This is a genomic window from Deinococcus aerolatus, assembly GCF_014647055.1.
GTDB lineage: Bacteria > Deinococcota > Deinococci > Deinococcales > Deinococcaceae > Deinococcus > Deinococcus aerolatus.
Genome location: NZ_BMOL01000025.1, coordinates 17,206 through 34,370, shown reverse-complemented (window position 1 = coordinate 34,370; position 17,165 = coordinate 17,206). Strand labels below are relative to the sequence as shown.

Sequence of the window (17,165 nt, the reverse complement as noted above, 5' to 3'; positions counted from 1 at the left end):
GCCGCAGGGGACGCACGAGGTGACCGTGGTGGCCGCAGATCTGGCGGGCAATGAGGCGCAGGTGACCGGGACGGTGATGGTGGGGCGCTGACTCCTGAAGCGGAGCAGTGGGGGGGCCGTCCCGCGGGACGGCCCCCTCGTGCAGTGGCCTCACAGGCCAGCGTCTGAGGTGTATCCAGAACTGGCACTCGGATGGTTAACCGAATTTATCGCCGGGGTCTGACTTCCGGTGAACGGGCCGCCAAGGACGCCCGTTCCCTCCTCGCTGTCCGGGAGGCGCGAGCGGACGATTTGCTCAGCGATCCGGAGCCTGCTCAGGGGGGCGGATGGGTTCGTTGCCGGCGAGAACTGACTCAGCGGGACCATCTGTGCCAGAGCGTCGGGTGAAATGACTCCGGAGATATTTCGCGATCAACTCCAGCTTGACAGTCATCGCCTCCTGATTGGCCTGCAACTCGCCCTGACACTGCTCCACGCGGGCCAGCGCCTGATCCAGCGTGTCGAGCCGGCCCATCAGCTCAATCACGCTGGCCGGCGGGACCGGTTCGGTGTACTGTCCCAGCACGCGCTTCAGGGCCTCACGGAACGGCATGCCCGGTTGTTCCTGCGTCAGCTCGCGGGCGCGCTGCATGTCGGCAACGGTCTGGCTGTCGAGGCGCGTCTCGATGGGCCGCCCCGTGAGGCCGGAATAGTACTGCAACCATTTGCTGACGGAGGCTGGGGGGACGCCGAGTTCGTCGGCCAGTTCTGATCGAATCATGCACTGACCGTAGCTGGAGGGTCTGCGGTCCACCCGGCTGCGCCCTGCTCCAGGCTGGTTGCGTTGTCCAGCGGCGCGGGCTGGACATTCCGGGCCCCCGACAGGGAACCCGATCTGGAACACATGAGGAATTTGCGCTGCAAAACCATAATCAGACCCGAAAGAAGGGCAGCGGCGCACAACGCTCCGGAGTGCTGCAGCGCGGCGCGCAGCGGCGCTGACGGGACGGACGTCAGGGCCAATGCCTTCGCCCGGGTGACCAAGCCCCCTGGAGGGACCCTGGGGCATGACTCCCATCCACGGCGCCACCCGCCAGCGCGACCTGCGCGAGATCCTTGGCCACGCCCAGGTGATGACCACCGCGCAGCTCCGGCGGCATGACCTGATGCCACTGAGCCGCCCTCTGACGCTGCCGCAGCAGACCTACACCGTCGCCACGCGCACCACCCAGCAGGCCAGCCAGTACGATCTCACGTTCGTTGCCCTGGACGAGGCGATCCTGCGTCAGCACACGCCGGCGGAACTCGGCCATCTGGCTGGCCTGACTGAGGCTTGGCTGCGGGTGGGTGAGGTCGGCATTCTGCAGTTCACTGGCCTGACCCATGACCATCGGTGGCACCTGGTGCAGCCTGAGGAACGCCAGCAGGGCAGCCGCGACGCGGGGCGGAGTGGCCACCTGCCCGACGCGGCGATTCTGAGCCCGGCCGGCTACGGCGACGACTGGGCAGTGGAGCTGGACGCCGGCTACCCGCGCGCCAGGAAAATTGAGAAAATGACTGGCTTCGCCCAGCAGGGCTACCGACACATTCTGTGGGTCACCACAGTCCACGGCCTGGTGCGGCCCATCGTCCGCGAGATGCAGCGGCTGCGTGACGACGACGAGCTGCCGGGCGTGGTCTCAGGTGCGGCACTGTTCGCCGACTACTGGTCAGAGCGAGATCCGTACCGCCCAAACCGCCGCTGTCACACCAAATCGCTGTTCGCGTTTCGCGAGCTCTGACCGATGCACGATTGCACGGTCAACTGATTTTTTGAGAGTCAAAGAGCTCGTCTGGAACGCATGTGTCCCCATTCGAGCCCAGATTTAATCGCTTGACGCTGTACTAGAAATCTTTGAGCAGATCGTTCAGACGTCGCGCGAAGTACTCGACCGCTTGACTGTCAGGCAACTTCCGGTCCCACAAATCTTTCAGCGTGATCTTGTGTACGTAATCTGTTGCAGAGGAATATTCAATATCAAGCAGCCTGAGGCTGTGGCTCCCTGGCCGACATCGAAACTTAATCGGACGGTTGTGCGAGTGACCCTGTAGATTGGCGGATCTCATCAGAACGACAGTGTCGTCCTTCCTTAACAGCAGTTCTGCCAGATCACGCAGTTTTTCCTCGGTGCCAAAGCAACTAAAATAGGTCGATCTGTTAGGGTGTTCCCCCGATTGGCCCTCGATGAGCGCTTCATCACCTTGACGCTGCATAACGATATGGGAGGATGGTTGTTGGCTGGACGCCGCTCCGGAACTACCGAATTGAGCAAGGTCTACGACGTGCTCTGTGAAGAACATGCACTCAGCTTAGGTCAGCCGATGACGTAGAACACGACGCTGTCTGCGTTCGTGCCAATCACGCGGCAGCGGGTATTGCCAGCATTAGTGGCCACCTTCACGCCCCCGTGTCATCAGTCGTCCGGCCGGGATCGCACCGATACGGTGAGCGACGGTCACTTCGCTTCGGTAAACGGTGTTGTACCCGTCCTTTTCCAAGGTGACAAGCTCGCGCTCGAGAGGTTTTTCGGCGTCAGCGCACTCTGCCTGTCCAGGAGTCTGCGCTTCAGACGAATTCCAGTTGACCAAAGTTCTACATCGGCAGCACCCGCACGTCCAGTTCGGCCCACCGGGGCCGGCCGTCGTGCATCTGCCCTGATCCGTATTGCCGGTCGAGCGCCGCCGTGCGCTGCGCAGCGTGTCGCCGCCGCAGGTAGGCCCTCAGGTCCGGGTCCAGGTCCGGCACGAACACGATCAGCGGGGCCCGCCAGGTGACGATGTCGCGGTGGTGCACGCGCTCGATCAGCCCCTGGATGGCCTTTCGGCCCCGGCCCCCCCGGCTGCAGGTGGCGTAGACCGATGGGCGGCCTAGCGATTCGTAAAAAGGCTGGCCCGGACCGGGTGGGGGGCGACTGGGCCAGGCGTCTTCCAGCTGCGCCAGCTGTGCGTCCGGCACCTCAACGGTGTACCGGACAATGCGCGCGTGGCCCAGGGGCCCGCCCTGGCGGTGGGGCTGGATCACCCGGTAGCCCTGGTCTTGCAGCAGGGCCAGCGCGTCCTGTTGATAGCTGCGGTCCACCGCGCGCTCGACGCCACTCACGCGGTCGTGGAGGCCGTGACGATGGGCCTGCAGCAACGCGTGGCCCCGGGGGCTGAGCACCAGCACCGCGCCGCGCACGGTGGCGAGCGACGTGAGCAGACCCGCTGTGATCAGGGCATTCCAGTTGGGGCAGGGGCCGCGCTGGCGGGTGATGGCGGCGGCCGTGAGCGCGCCGGCGTCCGCGACATCGCACAGCACCAGGAGCGCCACGCCGGCGGGAAGGGGAATCGTCATACCTCACCGTAACCAGGGGGAGCAGGGTCACCCGGACAGAGGATTTTGTTCCTGCGCCAAAGGGAGAAAAGAACATGACAGCCCCGGCGGCAAGGAGGCCGAATGAGCCTAAAGAACAGAAACATCACCTACCACGTCCTGCCCGTAGCCAGAAGCGCGTATCCGTACCTGCGCCAGGCGGTTGCGCAGCGCCAGCTGCAGCCCAGCGACGAGCAGCTGCGGGTCATGCAAAAGGGGCAGGTCTACCGCCCGGTCAGCGCGCTGCTGAGCGCCCAGACGCTGGTGCATGACCGCCAGCTTCAACTGGGCGACCTCACCATCAGCGGCGATTTCTACCGCCTGCCTGAACAAGAATATTGCTCGATCATTACGGCATCGAACGGCTACTCCCAGTACCCGGACATCAAGCCGCTGATGACCGCGCTGCTGGCGCCGATGACCCAGGCGGAAGAGGCGGCCTGGCTGGCCGGGGTGCGCGCGGCAGCCGCCCAGGGCCGTCAACCCTCGACGGCCGTGGACCTGATCGACGATATCTGGGTGCCAACCACGTGGCTCCGAGACCGGACCCGCCTGGTGTTGCGGGGAAAAGAATGGTTTGTGGTGCTGTACGGGCAGGCTCCCAGTGGGTCCACGCCCGCAGGACACGGCGTGATCGGCGTGGATATCGGGCTGCGTCCCCTGGCGACGGCGGCCTGGGGCCAGCGGCACGAAACGACCTGGGACATCGCCCAGCCGACTGTGCCCGCTGGCGAGTCGGCTGAGGTCCAGGCGCTCGCGCGGATCCTCAACTACACCGCAGCGCGCGCGGCGCTGGAAGCGCTGATGGTGCCGGTGCTGGCCGAGGCCGGCACACTGGTGCTGGAGCAGCTCGATTACGGCGGGTTCCGGAACAACTTTCCCAATGCGGCCCGTCGTCACGCGGTGGCGGACTGGCACCAATCATGGCTTCCGCAGCGCGCCCACGCCCGCGGCATTCGCGTGGTGCGGGTTCCCGCCGCGTTTACCAGCCAACTGTGTAGCCAGTGCCCGGGAGCCACCCGGGGCACCCGGCGGGGACGCGTATTCACGTGCCCCCGCGGCCATGCCCTGGATGCACACCTCAACGCAGCGAGAAATCTGGTCCGCCGGTATCGGGGGGAACTGCTGCGCGCCCAGCAACTCCGAGCTCGCGCGGCCGCGGGTGTGCCATGACCATTGCGCTGGACCAGGAGGGCAAAGCGCTTTGCCCTCCTGGGCTGCGCCGGCTGGATCATCTGCAGGTCACGCTGCCGCCCGAGCTCGTCGTGCTGGCGACTTGGCTGCCGTGGCTGGCGCTGCCCCGGGCCAATGGAAAGACCAGCAAAGTGCCCGCGCTGCCCAGGGCCGGCAGTCTGCGTCCGATCGACTGCCGCGGCGCTGGCCTCACGTTGCCTGAGGCACATCATCTCGCCCGCCAGCACAGCGCTGGCGGGGTGGGTGTGGCGCTGTCCCCCGGGCTCGGGCTGGCGGCCCTGGATGTGGATCTGCCCCTCACGACGGGGGCGCAGGCCCTGCTGTCGACGCTGCCGGGCTATGCGGAGCGGTCGCCGGGCGGCGGAACACATCTGTGGTTGCGTGGCAGTCTCCCGCGCAACCGGCGGCAGGCAGGCATCGAAGTGCTGGGGAGCGGGTTCGTGACCGTGACCGGCGAAGTTCTGGGTGGGCGGGGCCGTGCGCTGGGCACACTCAGCGCCGTACTGGATCGGCTGGAGGTGGCGTCAGCTCCGCGTTCGCCCCAGGGAGAGGGGGCCACGCTGACAGACCGCGCGGTGCTGCAGCGGCTCTATACAGCTGCAAACGGCCCCCGCGCGCGACAACTTCTCGAGTTCGGCGACTGGGCCGGAGCGGGCTATCCCACTGCCAGTGAGGGCGATTTCGCGGCGGTGCGCATGCTCAGGTTCTGGGTTCCAGATCCTGAGCAGCTGCGCCGCCTGCTAGAAGGGACGGCGCTGCGCCGCGAAAAATGGGAACGTGGGGATTACCTGGAGCGCACCATCCGGCGCGCACTCGACCTCGGCGGGCCTGTGTGGCGCAGTCCGGCGGGCTGATCGTTCCTGTCACACCGATGATGTTGGGCACAGGGGGGGCTGGAAATGAACTTGACGCATGCCGCAATTGCTCCTGCGATGCCGCTCCTGCTCAGGGTTCCGGCAGCATGTACCAGTGTCCGTCATACGAACCATAAGCGCGTGCCAGGTCATCAAGGAGGTCATCGTCGGAGAGCGCGTGTCGGTTCTCGTACCTGAGCGCTTGCAGGCGCTGCAGCGTGTCTATTGCGCGCTGCCCCGAAGCGAAGCGGGCCTGGAGGGGCAGGGGCACGCAGGCAGCGAGGCCGGCCTCGTAACCGGCATGGTAGCTGGCGACGCGGCGGTCCTTGCCCATGAGGGCATAGGCGCGCTGGTAACGCTGATCTCTGGGGAGCGCCAGCACCTCGGTGATGTGACCCTCTTGAAACTCCTGGAAGTCGCTGTCGCGAAAGCTGGGCATCGGACGGTTGGGCTCGGTCATGGGTGCGGTTATGCCTCCCTGTGGGACTGCTGCTCTTTCGGGTTGACTGGTGGATGAAGTGGCTGGCTCATGCTTACATGGGATGGATAGTGGCCTTGGGGGGCAGCAGACCCAGGAAATGCGCCGCCTTCATCGCGTCGCCTCCATACCGCGTTCTGATAGTCCACGCGGCCTTAAGGGTCATGGCCAGCGCTGTCGCTTCGAAAGAATGCAGGGCCTGGAGCCGCCACAGCAGGCTGATGCCATCAATGTTCCACTCGTCGGCCAGGCCGAATTCCAGTGCGTCCTTCAGAACCATTGGCAGGAACTGGGCCGATTCCGGGTCGATGGTCAAGTCCCTCACCGTGGAAAGCAGCGCGCCCACCTCCGGTTCAGTCAGGCAGAGCCGTTGAGCCGCGCGCTCCGCATGTATCACGAACACGGCGAGCGAGTCGCAAACGAGCGCATTGAGGTCTGCAGGGTCAGCGACCCAGCGCATCAGCCTCTCGATGTGAGAATCCGCCTGAACCGGGAGGTTGATTTGGAGATGTTCTGTCTTCACGGGATCGTCCTCGTTTTGAAAAGGCTGGGCTCCGTTGACTCGCCCAGGGCGAGGGGCGTCAGGAGTTGGCCTGCTCTCGGCGTGCGCCATCGTTGGCCAACCAGTGCATGGCACCGAGCAGGCCATTGCTGTTCATAAAACAGGCGAGAGACTGCAGCGAGCGGTGCGCTTCGGTCCAACTGGTGGTCGCTGCCGCCCAGGGCCCGAGATCCAGCTGGAAAAAAGGGCGGTTCAGATCCGCCTCCAGGTTGTGTTCCCGGACACGGGCCAACGCCATGGGGGCCAGCTCCCAGACCTCGGCCTTTTCCAGGCGCGCGACGCTCTCGGCGTTGGAGCGGTGGCAGAGGGTCCAGGGGCCGAGCACCTGGCAGGCCCACGGCAGATGCGGTGATCCGGGCAACAGGGCATCAAGGGCCTGGCGCAGGCACGGCATGGTGAGGGCATCAGCGGGCGCGCCGGTGAGCCGGAGCTGCATCGCATCGGTGTCGATGTCCAGGACAACCGTCTGTGGAAGCAAGCCGAACAGCGCATGAAGGGCCAGAACCTGCTCACGGGAGGGGACAGGACGGCCATGGATGATGCGGCCCAACGCAATGGCGCCGGGATATCCAGAAAGAATCTGCGCAGCCAGCGAGGTCCGGGCCTTGCTGGGCGTGGAAGAAGGAGGCGGGTTGGTCAAGGTCAGGTTCCTCCGAAAGGGGCTGAGTGTTCGCCGATCCATGTTCTAGTACACAAGTTCCTCCCCGCACCCTCCCTCGCCGACGTATTTTGTCCTCATGCACATTTGCCCAAGCGGCGGTCACCGTGCGCCTGAATGTTGGGAAGGAACTCACGTCCAGCGCTGCGGGTGTTCACCTGCGTGCACGTCGGCTGCCCTGATTTGTTGGTGTGTGCGTTGCAACCGCGAACCCTGGGTCTGGCGGTTGATGGGCAGCCGGTGGTGAGCCGTCCCACGGCTTTGGTGTGCGCGCCGTATGGAACGGCGCTGGAACGATTCTGAAGGCGAGCGCGTCACCTGGCCCGAAGAGCTGACTGAAGTGAGCCCCCGCTGCGCAGCGTGCTGGTGCCCTGACGGATGGGCCCTGCGCGGTGCTGGAGCTTTTAGAGCTCGATCACCGTCTCGACGTTCGAGGCGGCCTCGTGCGCCTCCGGACTGACCGAGAAGAGCCCGCCGCGGTCCGAATCGAGCAGTCGACGCGTCTCGTACATTGCCGGAATCCCGCCCTGACGCATGAAGTCCAGCGGCGTGTGGCCGTCAAAAGGGTGACGGCCGTTGGCACGCCGGGCCCAGCCAGCGACCGTGACGTCGTCGTACAGCAGACGCAGGGCCTTGTCGATGCCAACCACCAGGCTCAGCCGGGTCAACTGGTCCTGGGTGAGTTCGGGGATCTGCCCGCTTCCGGCCCGCAGCAGGTTGCGGGTGGTCATACCGAGCAGCGATGCCTGTTCCTCGCGGGTCAGTCCCAGCGTCTGCAGCATTCGAATGCCCGCCGGCAGTCCGCGCGCCAGGCGCCGGGCCGTCACCGGCCGGGTCAGCATCGACTTCCTCGCTGAATTCGCTGTACGCAGCATCAGGCTCGCCTCCAGGACTCGTATGGCCAGAATAACGGAGATTTTGTAGGTCAGTGGAGCGAAGTCCGTCTGCCTGGCCAGGCCTGTCCCACCGATGATGGTCGACACAGGAGAGGCGTGAATGTCTCCATGGTGTCCCTGGACAACTGCGCCCCCAGCGAGGGCGTGCTGAAGCAGCGGTCTCACCGCACCAGTCGTCAACGGCGCGGCGGCCCCATCTCGCTCCCTGTGGAGGTCAGGTCGAACACGGTGTTCTGGACAAACCGCTTAAAATCGGCGTTGTCCGCGTATTGCTTGAACAGTTCGGTGTGGTCCTTCATCAGACCGACCAGCACCCGCCGCAGCGCCCGGTCGTGCTCAATCCGCGCGTTCTGCCGGTCCGAGTTTTTCAGGGCGTTCTGGTAAGGAACGTCGGCCGCCATCATCACGGGAATCTCCTCGGTGATCAGCTTGCGCAGGCGGTCGGCATCGGTCCAGGGAATGTTCCCGAACTGGTCATTAAAGGCCTTGACGATGTTCGAAAGCCGGTCCAGTTCCGGTTCGCTCAGGTGGCCGCCCCCCTCAACCGGTACAGGACCAAGCTCCGCGTCCGCGTCTTTCAGCTGGACCTGCACGGCCGCCTTCCTTTCCACGCGGTAGCTGTCCATGTCGATGGTCTCGAGAATGCCGCGTGCCAGGTCCTCTTCCTTCGGCGCGGGCAACTTGGGAATCAGGAAGTTCAGAAAAATGGACAGCTTCTCCCAGCCCGGCGTGGTGTAGGGCAGCAGGGCCGCCAGGAAGCTGTAGGTGCGCACAAAGGCCTTCGCCTTGCCCTTGAAGTCCACCTGCCCGTCTTCATCGAGATCGTTGTAGGAGGCGGTGCACGCGTCGAGGATGGGATCGAGCCGGTCGCGCGCGGCGCCGTTCAGGTACAGCTCCACCAGGGTGTCGACATCGGCCTGGGCGTAGACCTGGTGGCCATCGAGATCGGCCTTCAGGTCGTGCAACTTGTTGGGGTCGGTCTCGTCGCTCAGCACCGTGGTGCGGTAGTAGTCCTCAAAGGACTTGCGGATGCCGTCCGTGCTGTTCTGAAAGTCCAGCACGAACACGTCGTGCTTTTTCGGGTGGGCCCGGTTCAGGCGGGAGAGGGTCTGCACCGCCTTGATGCCCGACAGCGGCTTGTCCACGTACATGGTGTGCAGCAGCGGCTCGTCGTAGCCGGTCTGGAACTTGTCGGCGCAGACCAGGAAGCGGTAGGGGTCTTCCTGAATCTTCTCGGCGATGTCGTTGGAGGGAAAGCCGTTGAGACCCGCTTCCGTGACCTTGACGCCCTTGTATTCCGGTTCCCCGGAGAAGGCGACGATGGCCCGGTAAGAACTTTTGCGTTCTGCCAGGTAGGTCTGGATGGCATGAAAATAGTCGATGGCCTGCTGGATGCTGCCGGTGACGACCATGGCGCGCGCCTCGCCGCCCAGTTTGCGCAGGGCGATCACCTGCTCGTGGAAATGATCCACCATGATTTCCGCCTTGATCCGGATGGCGTGTTCGTGGCCCTCCACATACCGGCGCAGCTTCTTCTGTGCCTTTTTCGTGTCGAATTCGGGATCCGCTTCCACCGTCTTCATCAGACGGTAGTAGCTTTCCACCGGCGTGAAATTCTGCAGGACGTCCTGGATAAAGCCCTCCTGGATGGCCTGCTTCATCGAGTAGACGTGGAATGGCCGGTGCTTGACCTTGCCGTCCTCGTGAAACGGCACGCCGAAGGTCTCCAGCGTCTTGTTCTTCGGCGTGGCCGTGAACGCGAAATACGAGGCGTTGGTCAGCATCTTGCGGGTCTGTATGCGCCGTTCCAGCGTGTCGTTGATCAGATCCTCGGGATCGTGTTCCTCGCCGTCGTCTCCCGCCATGGCCTGGTTCATGGCCGCGGCGCTGCGCCCGCTCTGGCTGGAGTGCGCCTCGTCGATCACAATGGCGAAGCGCCGGCCGGCCTCGAGTCCAATCTCGTCCAGGATGAAGGGGAATTTCTGGACGGTGGTGATGATGATCTTCTTGCCGCCCTGCAGGAACGTCCGCAGGTCGCCGGAATGTTCCGCGTGCCCGACGGTGGCGCCGACCTGGGCAAAGTGGCCGATGGTGTCCCGGATCTGCTTGTCGAGGATGCGGCGGTCGGTCACCACCACCACCGAATCGAAGACCGGCTGGCCCCCGCGCTCCAGCCCGACCAGCTGGTAGGCGAGCCACGCAATCGAATTCGATTTTCCGCTGCCCGCCGAATGTTGAATCAGGTAGCGCTGCCCGACACCGTGCTCCCCCGCATGGGCCAGCAGCCTCCGCACCACGTCCAGCTGCTGATAACGGGGAAAGATCTGCTGACGCTTTTTCTTCCTGGTCTTCGGGTGTTCCGGGGCGATGATCTGGGCGTAGTTCTCCAGGATGTTGGTCAGGCTGGCCGGGCGCAGCACCTCTTCCCAGAAGTACGCGGTCCTCAGGCCGTGCGGGTTGGGCGGGTTGCCGGCCCCGTCGTTCCAGCCCTGGTTGAACGGCAGGAACCACGACGCCTTGCCCTGCAGCCCGGTGCAGAAGCGGACTTCGGCGTCGTCCACGGCGAAGTGGGCCACGCAGCGTCCCATGATGAACAGCGGCTCCCGCGGGTCACGGTCCCGCCGGTACTGCTCCACGGCGTCGGCCACCGTCTGCCGGGTCAGGCTGTTCTTGAGTTCCGCCGTGGCCACCGGCAGCCCGTTGATGAACAGCCCCAGGTCCAGCGCCAGCGCGGTCTCGTCGCGGCTGTAGCGCAGTTGCCGGGTCACGCTGAAGCGGTTCTGGGTGTTCAGGGCGGCCGCCTTCACATTGCCAGGCGTGGGCGTGCCGTAAAAGAGGTCCAGGTGGTGGGCACCGTGGTGCACGCCCTTGCGCAACACGTCCACCACACCGCGTCTGGTGATCTCGCCCTGCAGGCGTGACAGGAACTTGAGGCGGGTGGGCGAGGCGTTCTTCAGGTCGAAGGCGTCCACCAGTGCAGGCTGCGTGGCCTCCAGAAAGGCGGTGAACTGCGCGAGGTCCACGGCGTACTCACGTTCGTAGTCCTGCGGGCGGCCGGGCAGCCAGCCATTCCCGGTGAGAGAGGCGACGATGATGTTCTCCAGGCCTTTTTCTGTGGTGTCTGTCGTCATGGTGTCTCCAATCTCGGGGCTGGCCATCAAGCAACCATCAAGCGACGTAGGACGGGCACAACCTCGTGTGGGCGGGCGTTGCCAGGTTGGTGGTCAGTGCCAGGTCAGCGCGCCGTGCCCAAGTCATCAAGCAACCTGCGCGATCTCTTCCGGCTCGGGCCTGGTGTGCTTGAACTCCGCCCACCCGGTCTCGCTGGATGGGTGGCAGACTTAGCCCACCACATAATCGAGTGAGCGGTAACTGGTCATGCCAGTGCCTCGGCAGCTTCCGTCTCAGGCTCGTCACCTTCCAAGTCGGTATCGATCTCCACATCAAGTTCTTCTTCCGGCAGAGCGGCATCCAGCTCCGGCAACTGCGCCGCCACGCCCCGCACGTCCAGCTTGCCCGTGACCAGATCGGCGATGAGGCGGGTGCGGTACTCGCGCAGGAGGGAGATTTCTTGCTGGGTACGTTGGATCGCACTTGATAATGGCAAGGTTGTATTGGATATGGCCTCAGTAATGGCTTCTTGCTCGTCTACAGGTGGCACTGGAATTTTTACGGCCATTAGTCTATCTCGCGTCAATTTTGGTTGTGCAGATCCAGTTATCCAGGGCAGATAATTGATCTGTTCTAGGACGGCAGCAAAATACTCCAATTTGCCTTCTATCGGCTTAAGAATATGGGCATGATTATTGACCCAGAACTTCCCGCGCGCAATCACGGCCAGTGGAAGATTGCGGAGAACTAAGTTGGCCCCATCTTCGGCAATGAGGAGAAGGTCATCATCGAATAGGTAGTCATCAACTTTATCAATGATGCCAGATGCGCCGTAATAATCGTACTCACGGGTCGTCATACGTCCGCGCTCAGTCGAACTCAACGGAACGCGCACAGGGTTTAAGTTGTACATCTCGGCCTTTAACCGCTTGACCTTCCATCCTTCCGGCACATTGCCCAGCCACTCCACGCCACTCGGCTTCAGCTTTACATCCGGATCAAGCCCCCGCGTCACCGCTTGGTGGATGATGACCTGCTTCTGCTCTTGCAGCAGCTTGATCAGCTTCTGCTTGGCGGCGATGGTGCGGCGAATGCGGCGGTCTGCGTAGTCCAGATAACGGACGATGGCGGCCTGCTCGTCATGTGACGGGACAAGTACGGGCATGCGCCGAATGTCCTTGAAATCCAGATTCTGTCGCAGACCAGAGCCATAGCCGTAGATGATCTTCAGCAGATCATAGGCGTTGAGATACTGATAACCGAACTCGTTGAGTACGCGGTCAGTGGTCTCAAGACACAAGTAGGCCGAAGTGATGATGCCACGGTCTTTCGCATGGCCGATGCGAAGACTGTTCTTGTCGTTCTGGAGATCAGTGGTTCGGACGATAATGTTCCCCGGTTCTACGATCTGGTACGTCTCGAAAGATTCAGGAACGAGGCCGCGCAGTTTCTCTTCCGGCTTAATCACGATGCGCCCGTAGCTCAGCGACAGCACCGTCTTCTCCACCATGCCGGTGTTCTTGATCCCTCTTGACTTGTAGGCAGCGAGCGCAGGCACCACGTCCCAGTGCTCTGGCACTTGCCCCAGCCAGGGAACGCCGCTGTCTTTCATGGCAGGATAGGGGGTTAGGGCGTGGATCATGTCACAGCCTCCCGAACCACGCCTGGAGCTTCAGGGCCATCAGCTTGCGGCGCTGCTGCAGGAAGGTCTGATACGGCATAGACGGGTCATCCAGCATGGTCTCCGGAATGCAGTGGACGCGCAGGTTGGCCCGCAGCTCGGCCTCGTCGGTGATGCCGCCGTATGTCTTTTCAGGGGTGCCGCCAGTCACCTGCTTCTTTAATCTCTCGAAGTAGATTTGTGGGTCAGTATTGCCGATAGCGATGTTGATCTCGCTCTGCGCCAGCACAAAGTTCGCGATTTGGTTGTACTTACCTTTGTTCAGGCCCTGATTTTTGAGGAAGTCGGCGGGATACGTATGGTGAACGTCAACCTTGTGCAGAAGCAGGTCTTGCACGGTGAGATCCTGAGACAGAAAGCCCCGGTCATTGGCCTTGACCTGCGCGGCCTGGTACGCCAGGAAGAAGGGACTATTGCCGCTAGAGGTGTCCATCTGCTGGGGCAGCAACTCCGTCCAGAAGCTGTCGGTGAGGGTGGCGCTGATGACTTCGCCGATGTGCGTGGCGAGGCCACGTTCGTTGATCTGCCGGATGTCGCGGTCAAAAGCCGACTCGGAGCTGCCCGAGTAGCGCCCGGTCAGGATCGACAGCGCGTACCAGCGCCGTACCAGGCTTTCGAGCTGCTCAGGCGGAGTGCCCTTGGCCCGGCCATGTATATAAACGACGTACGCGGCGTTCAGGGCGTTCTGGCTGCTGATCAGGCGGGAGCTGATGAAGCCCGCCGAGCGGATGATCATGGTGAAGCGCTTGAAGTGCGTCTCGTTGATGAACTGGTGGATGCCGTGGCTCAGGCTGGCGAACGACGCCTCAGCGATGGCGTCCTCGTGCTGCTTGGTCTCGAAGTTGCGCCCCGACAGCAGCGCCACCAGGTCCTGCAGGCGGCCCCGCCCGAACTGGCTGGTGAAGGCCACCCGCAGCATGTCGGTGTAGCTGGGGCCATAGATGTCGTCCACAACGTTGCTCAGCCACTTCATCTTGGGATAGAAGTCGGAGCTGGTGAAGGCCGTGTCTTTCTCGACGGTGCTGAGGAAGCCGGGGTGTTCGGCCAGGTGGCAGAAGTAGTCGATGGCCTTGCGCAGGGTGTTGCCGCCATAGGTCTCGTTCGCGGCGATCTTGGACATCACGAAGTCCGCCTGCGACAGCGCCACGCCCTCGGAGTTCACGCGGATGAAGATCTCGGTCACGGTCTCGATGTCCAGATCACTGGCGAGTTCAATGATGCCCACCTGGTTGTTGACGAGCTTCAAGAGTTGCTGCAAGCGCGCAAAGACCAGTTTCGTGGTCTGTCCAGGGTTAACGCCAAGGTAGGCCTGGGCAATTTCGAAAAGGTCGGCATCTGGCGCGAAGATGTTGGAGATGTCGTGCAACCACGCGGGATCTTTCTGGATGGCAGGGTTGGTGACCTCGAACTTCTCTTCCAGCGGGTGAAAGGCGATCCGCAGCTTGACGCTCTGATAATCCTTGGTCAGCACCGACTGGCCCAGCAAGGAGGCCATCAGCGCCGTGACCCGCTGCTGCCCGTCGATCAGGATGCGCTTGCCTTCGGAGGTCCTGCCGTTCTTGAGCTTCACGTCCGGGTTCTTCCAGGCAATCAGGTAGCCCACCGGGTAGCCCCTGTACAGCGAGTCGAGCAGGTTCCTGACTTTGGTGGCGTCCCACACGAACGGGCGCTGAATCTCGGGAATGGCGATCTCACCGGACTTGATCCAGGTCAGCAGGGTCTCAATGGGCTGTGGGGTGACGGAATAGCGTTGTGGGGGCATCAGGTGGACGCTCCTTCAAGTTCATTGGCAAGGGCGTGGGCCCGGGTGAGAATGCGAAGAAGAAGGCCGCTGTCCCACAGGCTCAGCCATGCGCCGTCGCCGAAACGTTCCATTCGGGCGAACATGGAAAGCAGCCGTGAAAGCTGTAGGGCGCTGGCCTGAGCAAGAACAGCCGTATCGAACCTCAGCTGACTGGCTTCCGGCGTCCTGCCCCATGTCCCCCAGTCGAATGTGTACAGCCAGCCGTGCTGCTCAGCTGCTCTCCAGAATGCATGGACTTGTGGATCGTATCGATAGCCCACTATCTCGAAGCTTTTCTCTCCGGTCTGGCGTAACGGCGAGTCGTTGTGAGCGAAGCGGAAATCCGCCGCGCTAAAGGTGGGCAGGAAGTCTGAGATGGCGCGGAGCGCCGGCAAGCCGTAGTCCGCAGTCACCTTCCGTTTCCAATAATCTCGGCCAGCAGTCCATCAGTCTCGGCCTCCAGGGCGCGGATGTCGGCGGTGATCTCCTCGAGGGTCCGCAGCGGTTGGGGCTTGTAGAAGTGGCGGGTGAAGCTGATCTCGTAGCCGGTCTTCAGGCTGTCCGCGTCCACCCAGGCGTCGGCGGCGTGCGGCCAGACCTCTCGCTCAATGAACGCGGCCACGCCGCCGTCTTCCAGCAGCGGGATCTGCTCGGTGTCGCGCAGCTCCGGGTCCGGCTCGTACTCAAAGACGCCGTAGCTTGAGGCGTACAACCCGTGCAGCGCGTCTTCCTGAACCTTGCCGGCCTTGTGGATCTTCCTGACTACTGGATCGGCGTCCTCGTCGCGTTCGGCCAAACTGCCCTGAATCAGCTTGAGCCGCTTGGCGGTCAGCTTAAAGCCCTGTTGATCGGCCAGAAGCCTCAGCTGCTGGCTGAACGTGTTGTAGTTGGTGTGTGGCCCGGCTCCGAGCTTCTCGGCGGCCAGGGTGATCAGCTTGACCACACCCAGCTCTTCGGCTTCGGTGCAGACGGTCTGGAACTGCCGGCGCCGTCCCTCGCTCAGGTCCACCCGCAGGCGCAGGGGGCGCTCCACCGTGATCTTGTGATAGCCGAAGGCCTCGTTGGGGAAGACCCTGGACTGCTCGCTCTCCTCCAGGGTCAGGAAGGCGGCCAGGATGCGGTCGATGTCCCCTTCGGCCAGCTCGCAGTTCTTCATGCCCATGTTCTTGCGCAGCGGCTTATTCCAGCCGGTGGCGTCGATCAGCTGCACCTTGCCGCGGCGGTGCGCGGGCTTGCGGTTGGTCAGTACCCAGACGTAGGTGGCGATGCCGGTGTTGTAGAACATGTTCAGCGGCAGCGCGACGATGGCCTCAAGCCAGTCGTTCTCGATGATCCAGCGCCGGATGTTGCTCTCGCCCTGCCCGGCGTCGCCGGTGAACAGGCTCGATCCATTGTGAACGGTCGCGATGCGGCTGCCCAGGGGCGTGCCCTGCTTCATCTTGCTCAGCAGGTTCGCCATGAACAGCATCTGGCCGTCACTGCTGCGCGTGATCAGCGAGTAGTCGCTCTCGCCGGCGTAATCGATGATGAAGCGCGGGTCCTGCATGCCGTCCTTGCCGCCCATGCGTTCCAGGTCGCTCTTCCAGCTTTTGCCGTAGGGCGGATTGCTGAGCATGAAGTCGAATTCGTGGCTGGGAAAAGCGTCGTTGGCCAGCGTGGAATGCTCGGGCCCCCCGACGATGTTGTCGGCCTCTTCCCCTTCGCCCTTAAGCAGCAGGTCGGCCTTGGCGATGGCGTAGGTCTCGGCGTTGATCTCCTGGCCGTACAGATGGGTGACGACCTGCTTGCCTTGCGCCTCGGCCAGGCCCCGCAGGGTTTCATCCGCCACGGTCAGCATGCCGCCTGTGCCGAACGCACCGTCGTAAAGCAGGTAGGTGCCGTCTTGAACGGCGTCGGCGATGGGATCGAAGATCAGCCGGGCCATCAGGCGCACGGCGTCACGCGGCGTCCAGTGTTCGCCGGCCTCCTCGTTGTTCGCCTCGTTGAAGCGGCGCACCAGCTCCTCGAACACGGTACCCATCGCGTGGTTGTCCAAGCCCGGCACCTTCACGGTGCCGTCTCCATTAAGCACAGGGGAGGGGCTGAGATTTATGGCCGGGTCCAGCAACTTTTCGATCAAGGTGCCCAGGGCGTCGGCCTTGATCAACCTCGGCAACTGGTTGCGGAACTCGAAGTTGTCCAGGATCTGCTGCACGTTGGGCGAGAACCCGTCCAGGTAAGCCTCAAAGTCGGCCTTGAGCTTCTGCTGGCTGGCGCGGTTGCGCAGGTCGCGCAGCGTGAAAGGCGAGGTGTTGTAAAAGGCCTGCCCCGCTGCCTCGCGCAGCATCTCATCCTGGTGGACGATGCCCGACTCGTCCTGGGACTTTTTCATATCCAGGACATCCTGCTTGGTGGGCTCCAGCACAGCATCCAGGCGGCGCAGCACCATCATGGGCAGAATGACATCACGGTACTTGCCACGGACATATACGTCGCGCAGGACGTCGTCGGCGATGCCCCAGATAAAATTTATGATCCAGCTGAGTTGTGGTTGTTCCATGGTGTTCCTTTTAGAGGTCCAGGTGGGCCAGAAATTCTG

Annotated in this window: 15 protein-coding genes; 3 read left to right on the top strand and 12 right to left on the bottom strand. The window is 63.2% G+C overall.

What is annotated here, in order from left to right:
- Nucleotides 1-295: 295 nt before the first annotated feature.
- The gene (locus IEY31_RS16915) at nt 296-760 is read right to left on the bottom strand and encodes a hypothetical protein (RefSeq protein WP_188974132.1); all 465 of its coding nucleotides are present in this window, start codon (nt 758-760) and stop codon (nt 296-298) included.
- Between the two features lie 286 nt (nt 761-1,046).
- Here IEY31_RS16915 and IEY31_RS16910 point away from each other — a divergent pair, with 286 nt between their 5' ends.
- Nucleotides 1,047-1,760 (top strand): hypothetical protein, encoded by a 714-nt coding sequence (locus IEY31_RS16910; protein ID WP_188974131.1) that lies wholly within the window; start codon nt 1,047-1,049, stop codon nt 1,758-1,760.
- A gap of 103 nt (nt 1,761-1,863) precedes the next feature.
- On the opposite strand, the gene IEY31_RS16905 is transcribed toward IEY31_RS16910, so the two are convergent.
- On the bottom strand, nt 1,864-2,319 hold the full coding sequence (locus IEY31_RS16905; protein WP_188974130.1) for a hypothetical protein: 456 nt from the start codon (nt 2,317-2,319) through the stop codon (nt 1,864-1,866).
- 292 nt (nt 2,320-2,611) lie between these two features.
- Entirely contained in the window at nt 2,612-3,352 is a 741-nt protein-coding gene (locus IEY31_RS16900) for a hypothetical protein (RefSeq protein WP_188974129.1), read from the bottom strand.
- 102 nt (nt 3,353-3,454) lie between these two features.
- On the opposite strand from IEY31_RS16900, the gene IEY31_RS16895 reads away from it, so the two are divergent.
- Nucleotides 3,455-4,543, top strand: coding sequence for a zinc ribbon domain-containing protein (locus IEY31_RS16895; protein ID WP_188974128.1), 1,089 nt, complete (start codon nt 3,455-3,457; stop codon nt 4,541-4,543).
- The gene (locus tag IEY31_RS16890; RefSeq protein WP_188974127.1) at nt 4,540-5,418 is read left to right on the top strand and encodes a phage NrS-1 polymerase family protein; all 879 of its coding nucleotides are present in this window, start codon (nt 4,540-4,542) and stop codon (nt 5,416-5,418) included. Before IEY31_RS16895 ends, IEY31_RS16890 begins: the two co-directional genes overlap by 4 nt.
- Nucleotides 5,419-5,509: 91 nt before the next feature.
- On the opposite strand, the gene IEY31_RS16885 is transcribed toward IEY31_RS16890, so the two are convergent.
- The 9 genes from IEY31_RS16885 to IEY31_RS16845 all read right to left on the bottom strand — a co-directional run bounded on the left by IEY31_RS16885 (nt 5,510) and on the right by IEY31_RS16845 (nt 17,126).
- Nucleotides 5,510-5,878: a hypothetical protein gene (locus IEY31_RS16885; RefSeq protein WP_188974126.1), complete on the bottom strand. Its 369-nt coding sequence runs from the start codon at nt 5,876-5,878 to the stop codon at nt 5,510-5,512.
- A gap of 73 nt (nt 5,879-5,951) precedes the next feature.
- Nucleotides 5,952-6,419, bottom strand: a complete 468-nt coding sequence (locus IEY31_RS16880) for a hypothetical protein (RefSeq protein ID WP_188974125.1) — start codon at nt 6,417-6,419, stop codon at nt 5,952-5,954.
- 58 nt (nt 6,420-6,477) lie between these two features.
- Nucleotides 6,478-7,098: a hypothetical protein gene (locus tag IEY31_RS16875; RefSeq protein WP_188974124.1), complete on the bottom strand. Its 621-nt coding sequence runs from the start codon at nt 7,096-7,098 to the stop codon at nt 6,478-6,480.
- A gap of 422 nt (nt 7,099-7,520) precedes the next feature.
- Nucleotides 7,521-8,099: a hypothetical protein gene (locus IEY31_RS16870; RefSeq protein ID WP_188974123.1), complete on the bottom strand. Its 579-nt coding sequence runs from the start codon at nt 8,097-8,099 to the stop codon at nt 7,521-7,523.
- 89 nt (nt 8,100-8,188) lie between these two features.
- The gene (locus IEY31_RS16865) at nt 8,189-11,143 is read right to left on the bottom strand and encodes a type I restriction endonuclease subunit R (RefSeq protein ID WP_188974122.1); all 2,955 of its coding nucleotides are present in this window, start codon (nt 11,141-11,143) and stop codon (nt 8,189-8,191) included.
- A 245-nt stretch (nt 11,144-11,388) separates the two neighbouring features.
- Nucleotides 11,389-12,765: a restriction endonuclease subunit S gene (locus tag IEY31_RS16860; protein WP_188974121.1), complete on the bottom strand. Its 1,377-nt coding sequence runs from the start codon at nt 12,763-12,765 to the stop codon at nt 11,389-11,391.
- A 1-nt stretch (nt 12,766) separates the two neighbouring features.
- Nucleotides 12,767-14,566, bottom strand: a complete 1,800-nt coding sequence (locus tag IEY31_RS16855; protein WP_188974120.1) for a GmrSD restriction endonuclease domain-containing protein — start codon at nt 14,564-14,566, stop codon at nt 12,767-12,769.
- Nucleotides 14,566-15,000, bottom strand: a complete 435-nt coding sequence (locus IEY31_RS16850) for a DUF6508 domain-containing protein (protein ID WP_229723736.1) — start codon at nt 14,998-15,000, stop codon at nt 14,566-14,568. Before IEY31_RS16850 ends, IEY31_RS16855 begins: the two co-directional genes overlap by 1 nt.
- Complete coding sequence (locus IEY31_RS16845) at nt 14,997-17,126, bottom strand: type I restriction-modification system subunit M (RefSeq protein WP_188974119.1); 2,130 nt, start codon at nt 17,124-17,126, stop codon at nt 14,997-14,999. Before IEY31_RS16845 ends, IEY31_RS16850 begins: the two co-directional genes overlap by 4 nt.
- Nucleotides 17,127-17,165: the final 39 nt, after the last annotated feature.

Coding starts and splice junctions, on each gene's coding strand:
- IEY31_RS16915 (WP_188974132.1), bottom strand. CDS start 760: ATGATTCGATCAGAACTGGCCGACGAACTCGGCGTCCCCCCAGCCTCC.
- IEY31_RS16910 (WP_188974131.1), top strand. CDS start 1,047: ATGACTCCCATCCACGGCGCCACCCGCCAGCGCGACCTGCGCGAGATC.
- IEY31_RS16905 (WP_188974130.1), bottom strand. CDS start 2,319: ATGTTCTTCACAGAGCACGTCGTAGACCTTGCTCAATTCGGTAGTTCC.
- IEY31_RS16900 (WP_188974129.1), bottom strand. CDS start 3,352: ATGACGATTCCCCTTCCCGCCGGCGTGGCGCTCCTGGTGCTGTGCGAT.
- IEY31_RS16895 (WP_188974128.1), top strand. CDS start 3,455: ATGAGCCTAAAGAACAGAAACATCACCTACCACGTCCTGCCCGTAGCC.
- IEY31_RS16890 (WP_188974127.1), top strand. CDS start 4,540: ATGACCATTGCGCTGGACCAGGAGGGCAAAGCGCTTTGCCCTCCTGGG.
- IEY31_RS16885 (WP_188974126.1), bottom strand. CDS start 5,878: ATGACCGAGCCCAACCGTCCGATGCCCAGCTTTCGCGACAGCGACTTC.
- IEY31_RS16865 (WP_188974122.1), bottom strand. CDS start 11,143: ATGACGACAGACACCACAGAAAAAGGCCTGGAGAACATCATCGTCGCC.
- IEY31_RS16860 (WP_188974121.1), bottom strand. CDS start 12,765: ATGATCCACGCCCTAACCCCCTATCCTGCCATGAAAGACAGCGGCGTT.
- IEY31_RS16855 (WP_188974120.1), bottom strand. CDS start 14,566: ATGCCCCCACAACGCTATTCCGTCACCCCACAGCCCATTGAGACCCTG.
- IEY31_RS16845 (WP_188974119.1), bottom strand. CDS start 17,126: ATGGAACAACCACAACTCAGCTGGATCATAAATTTTATCTGGGGCATC.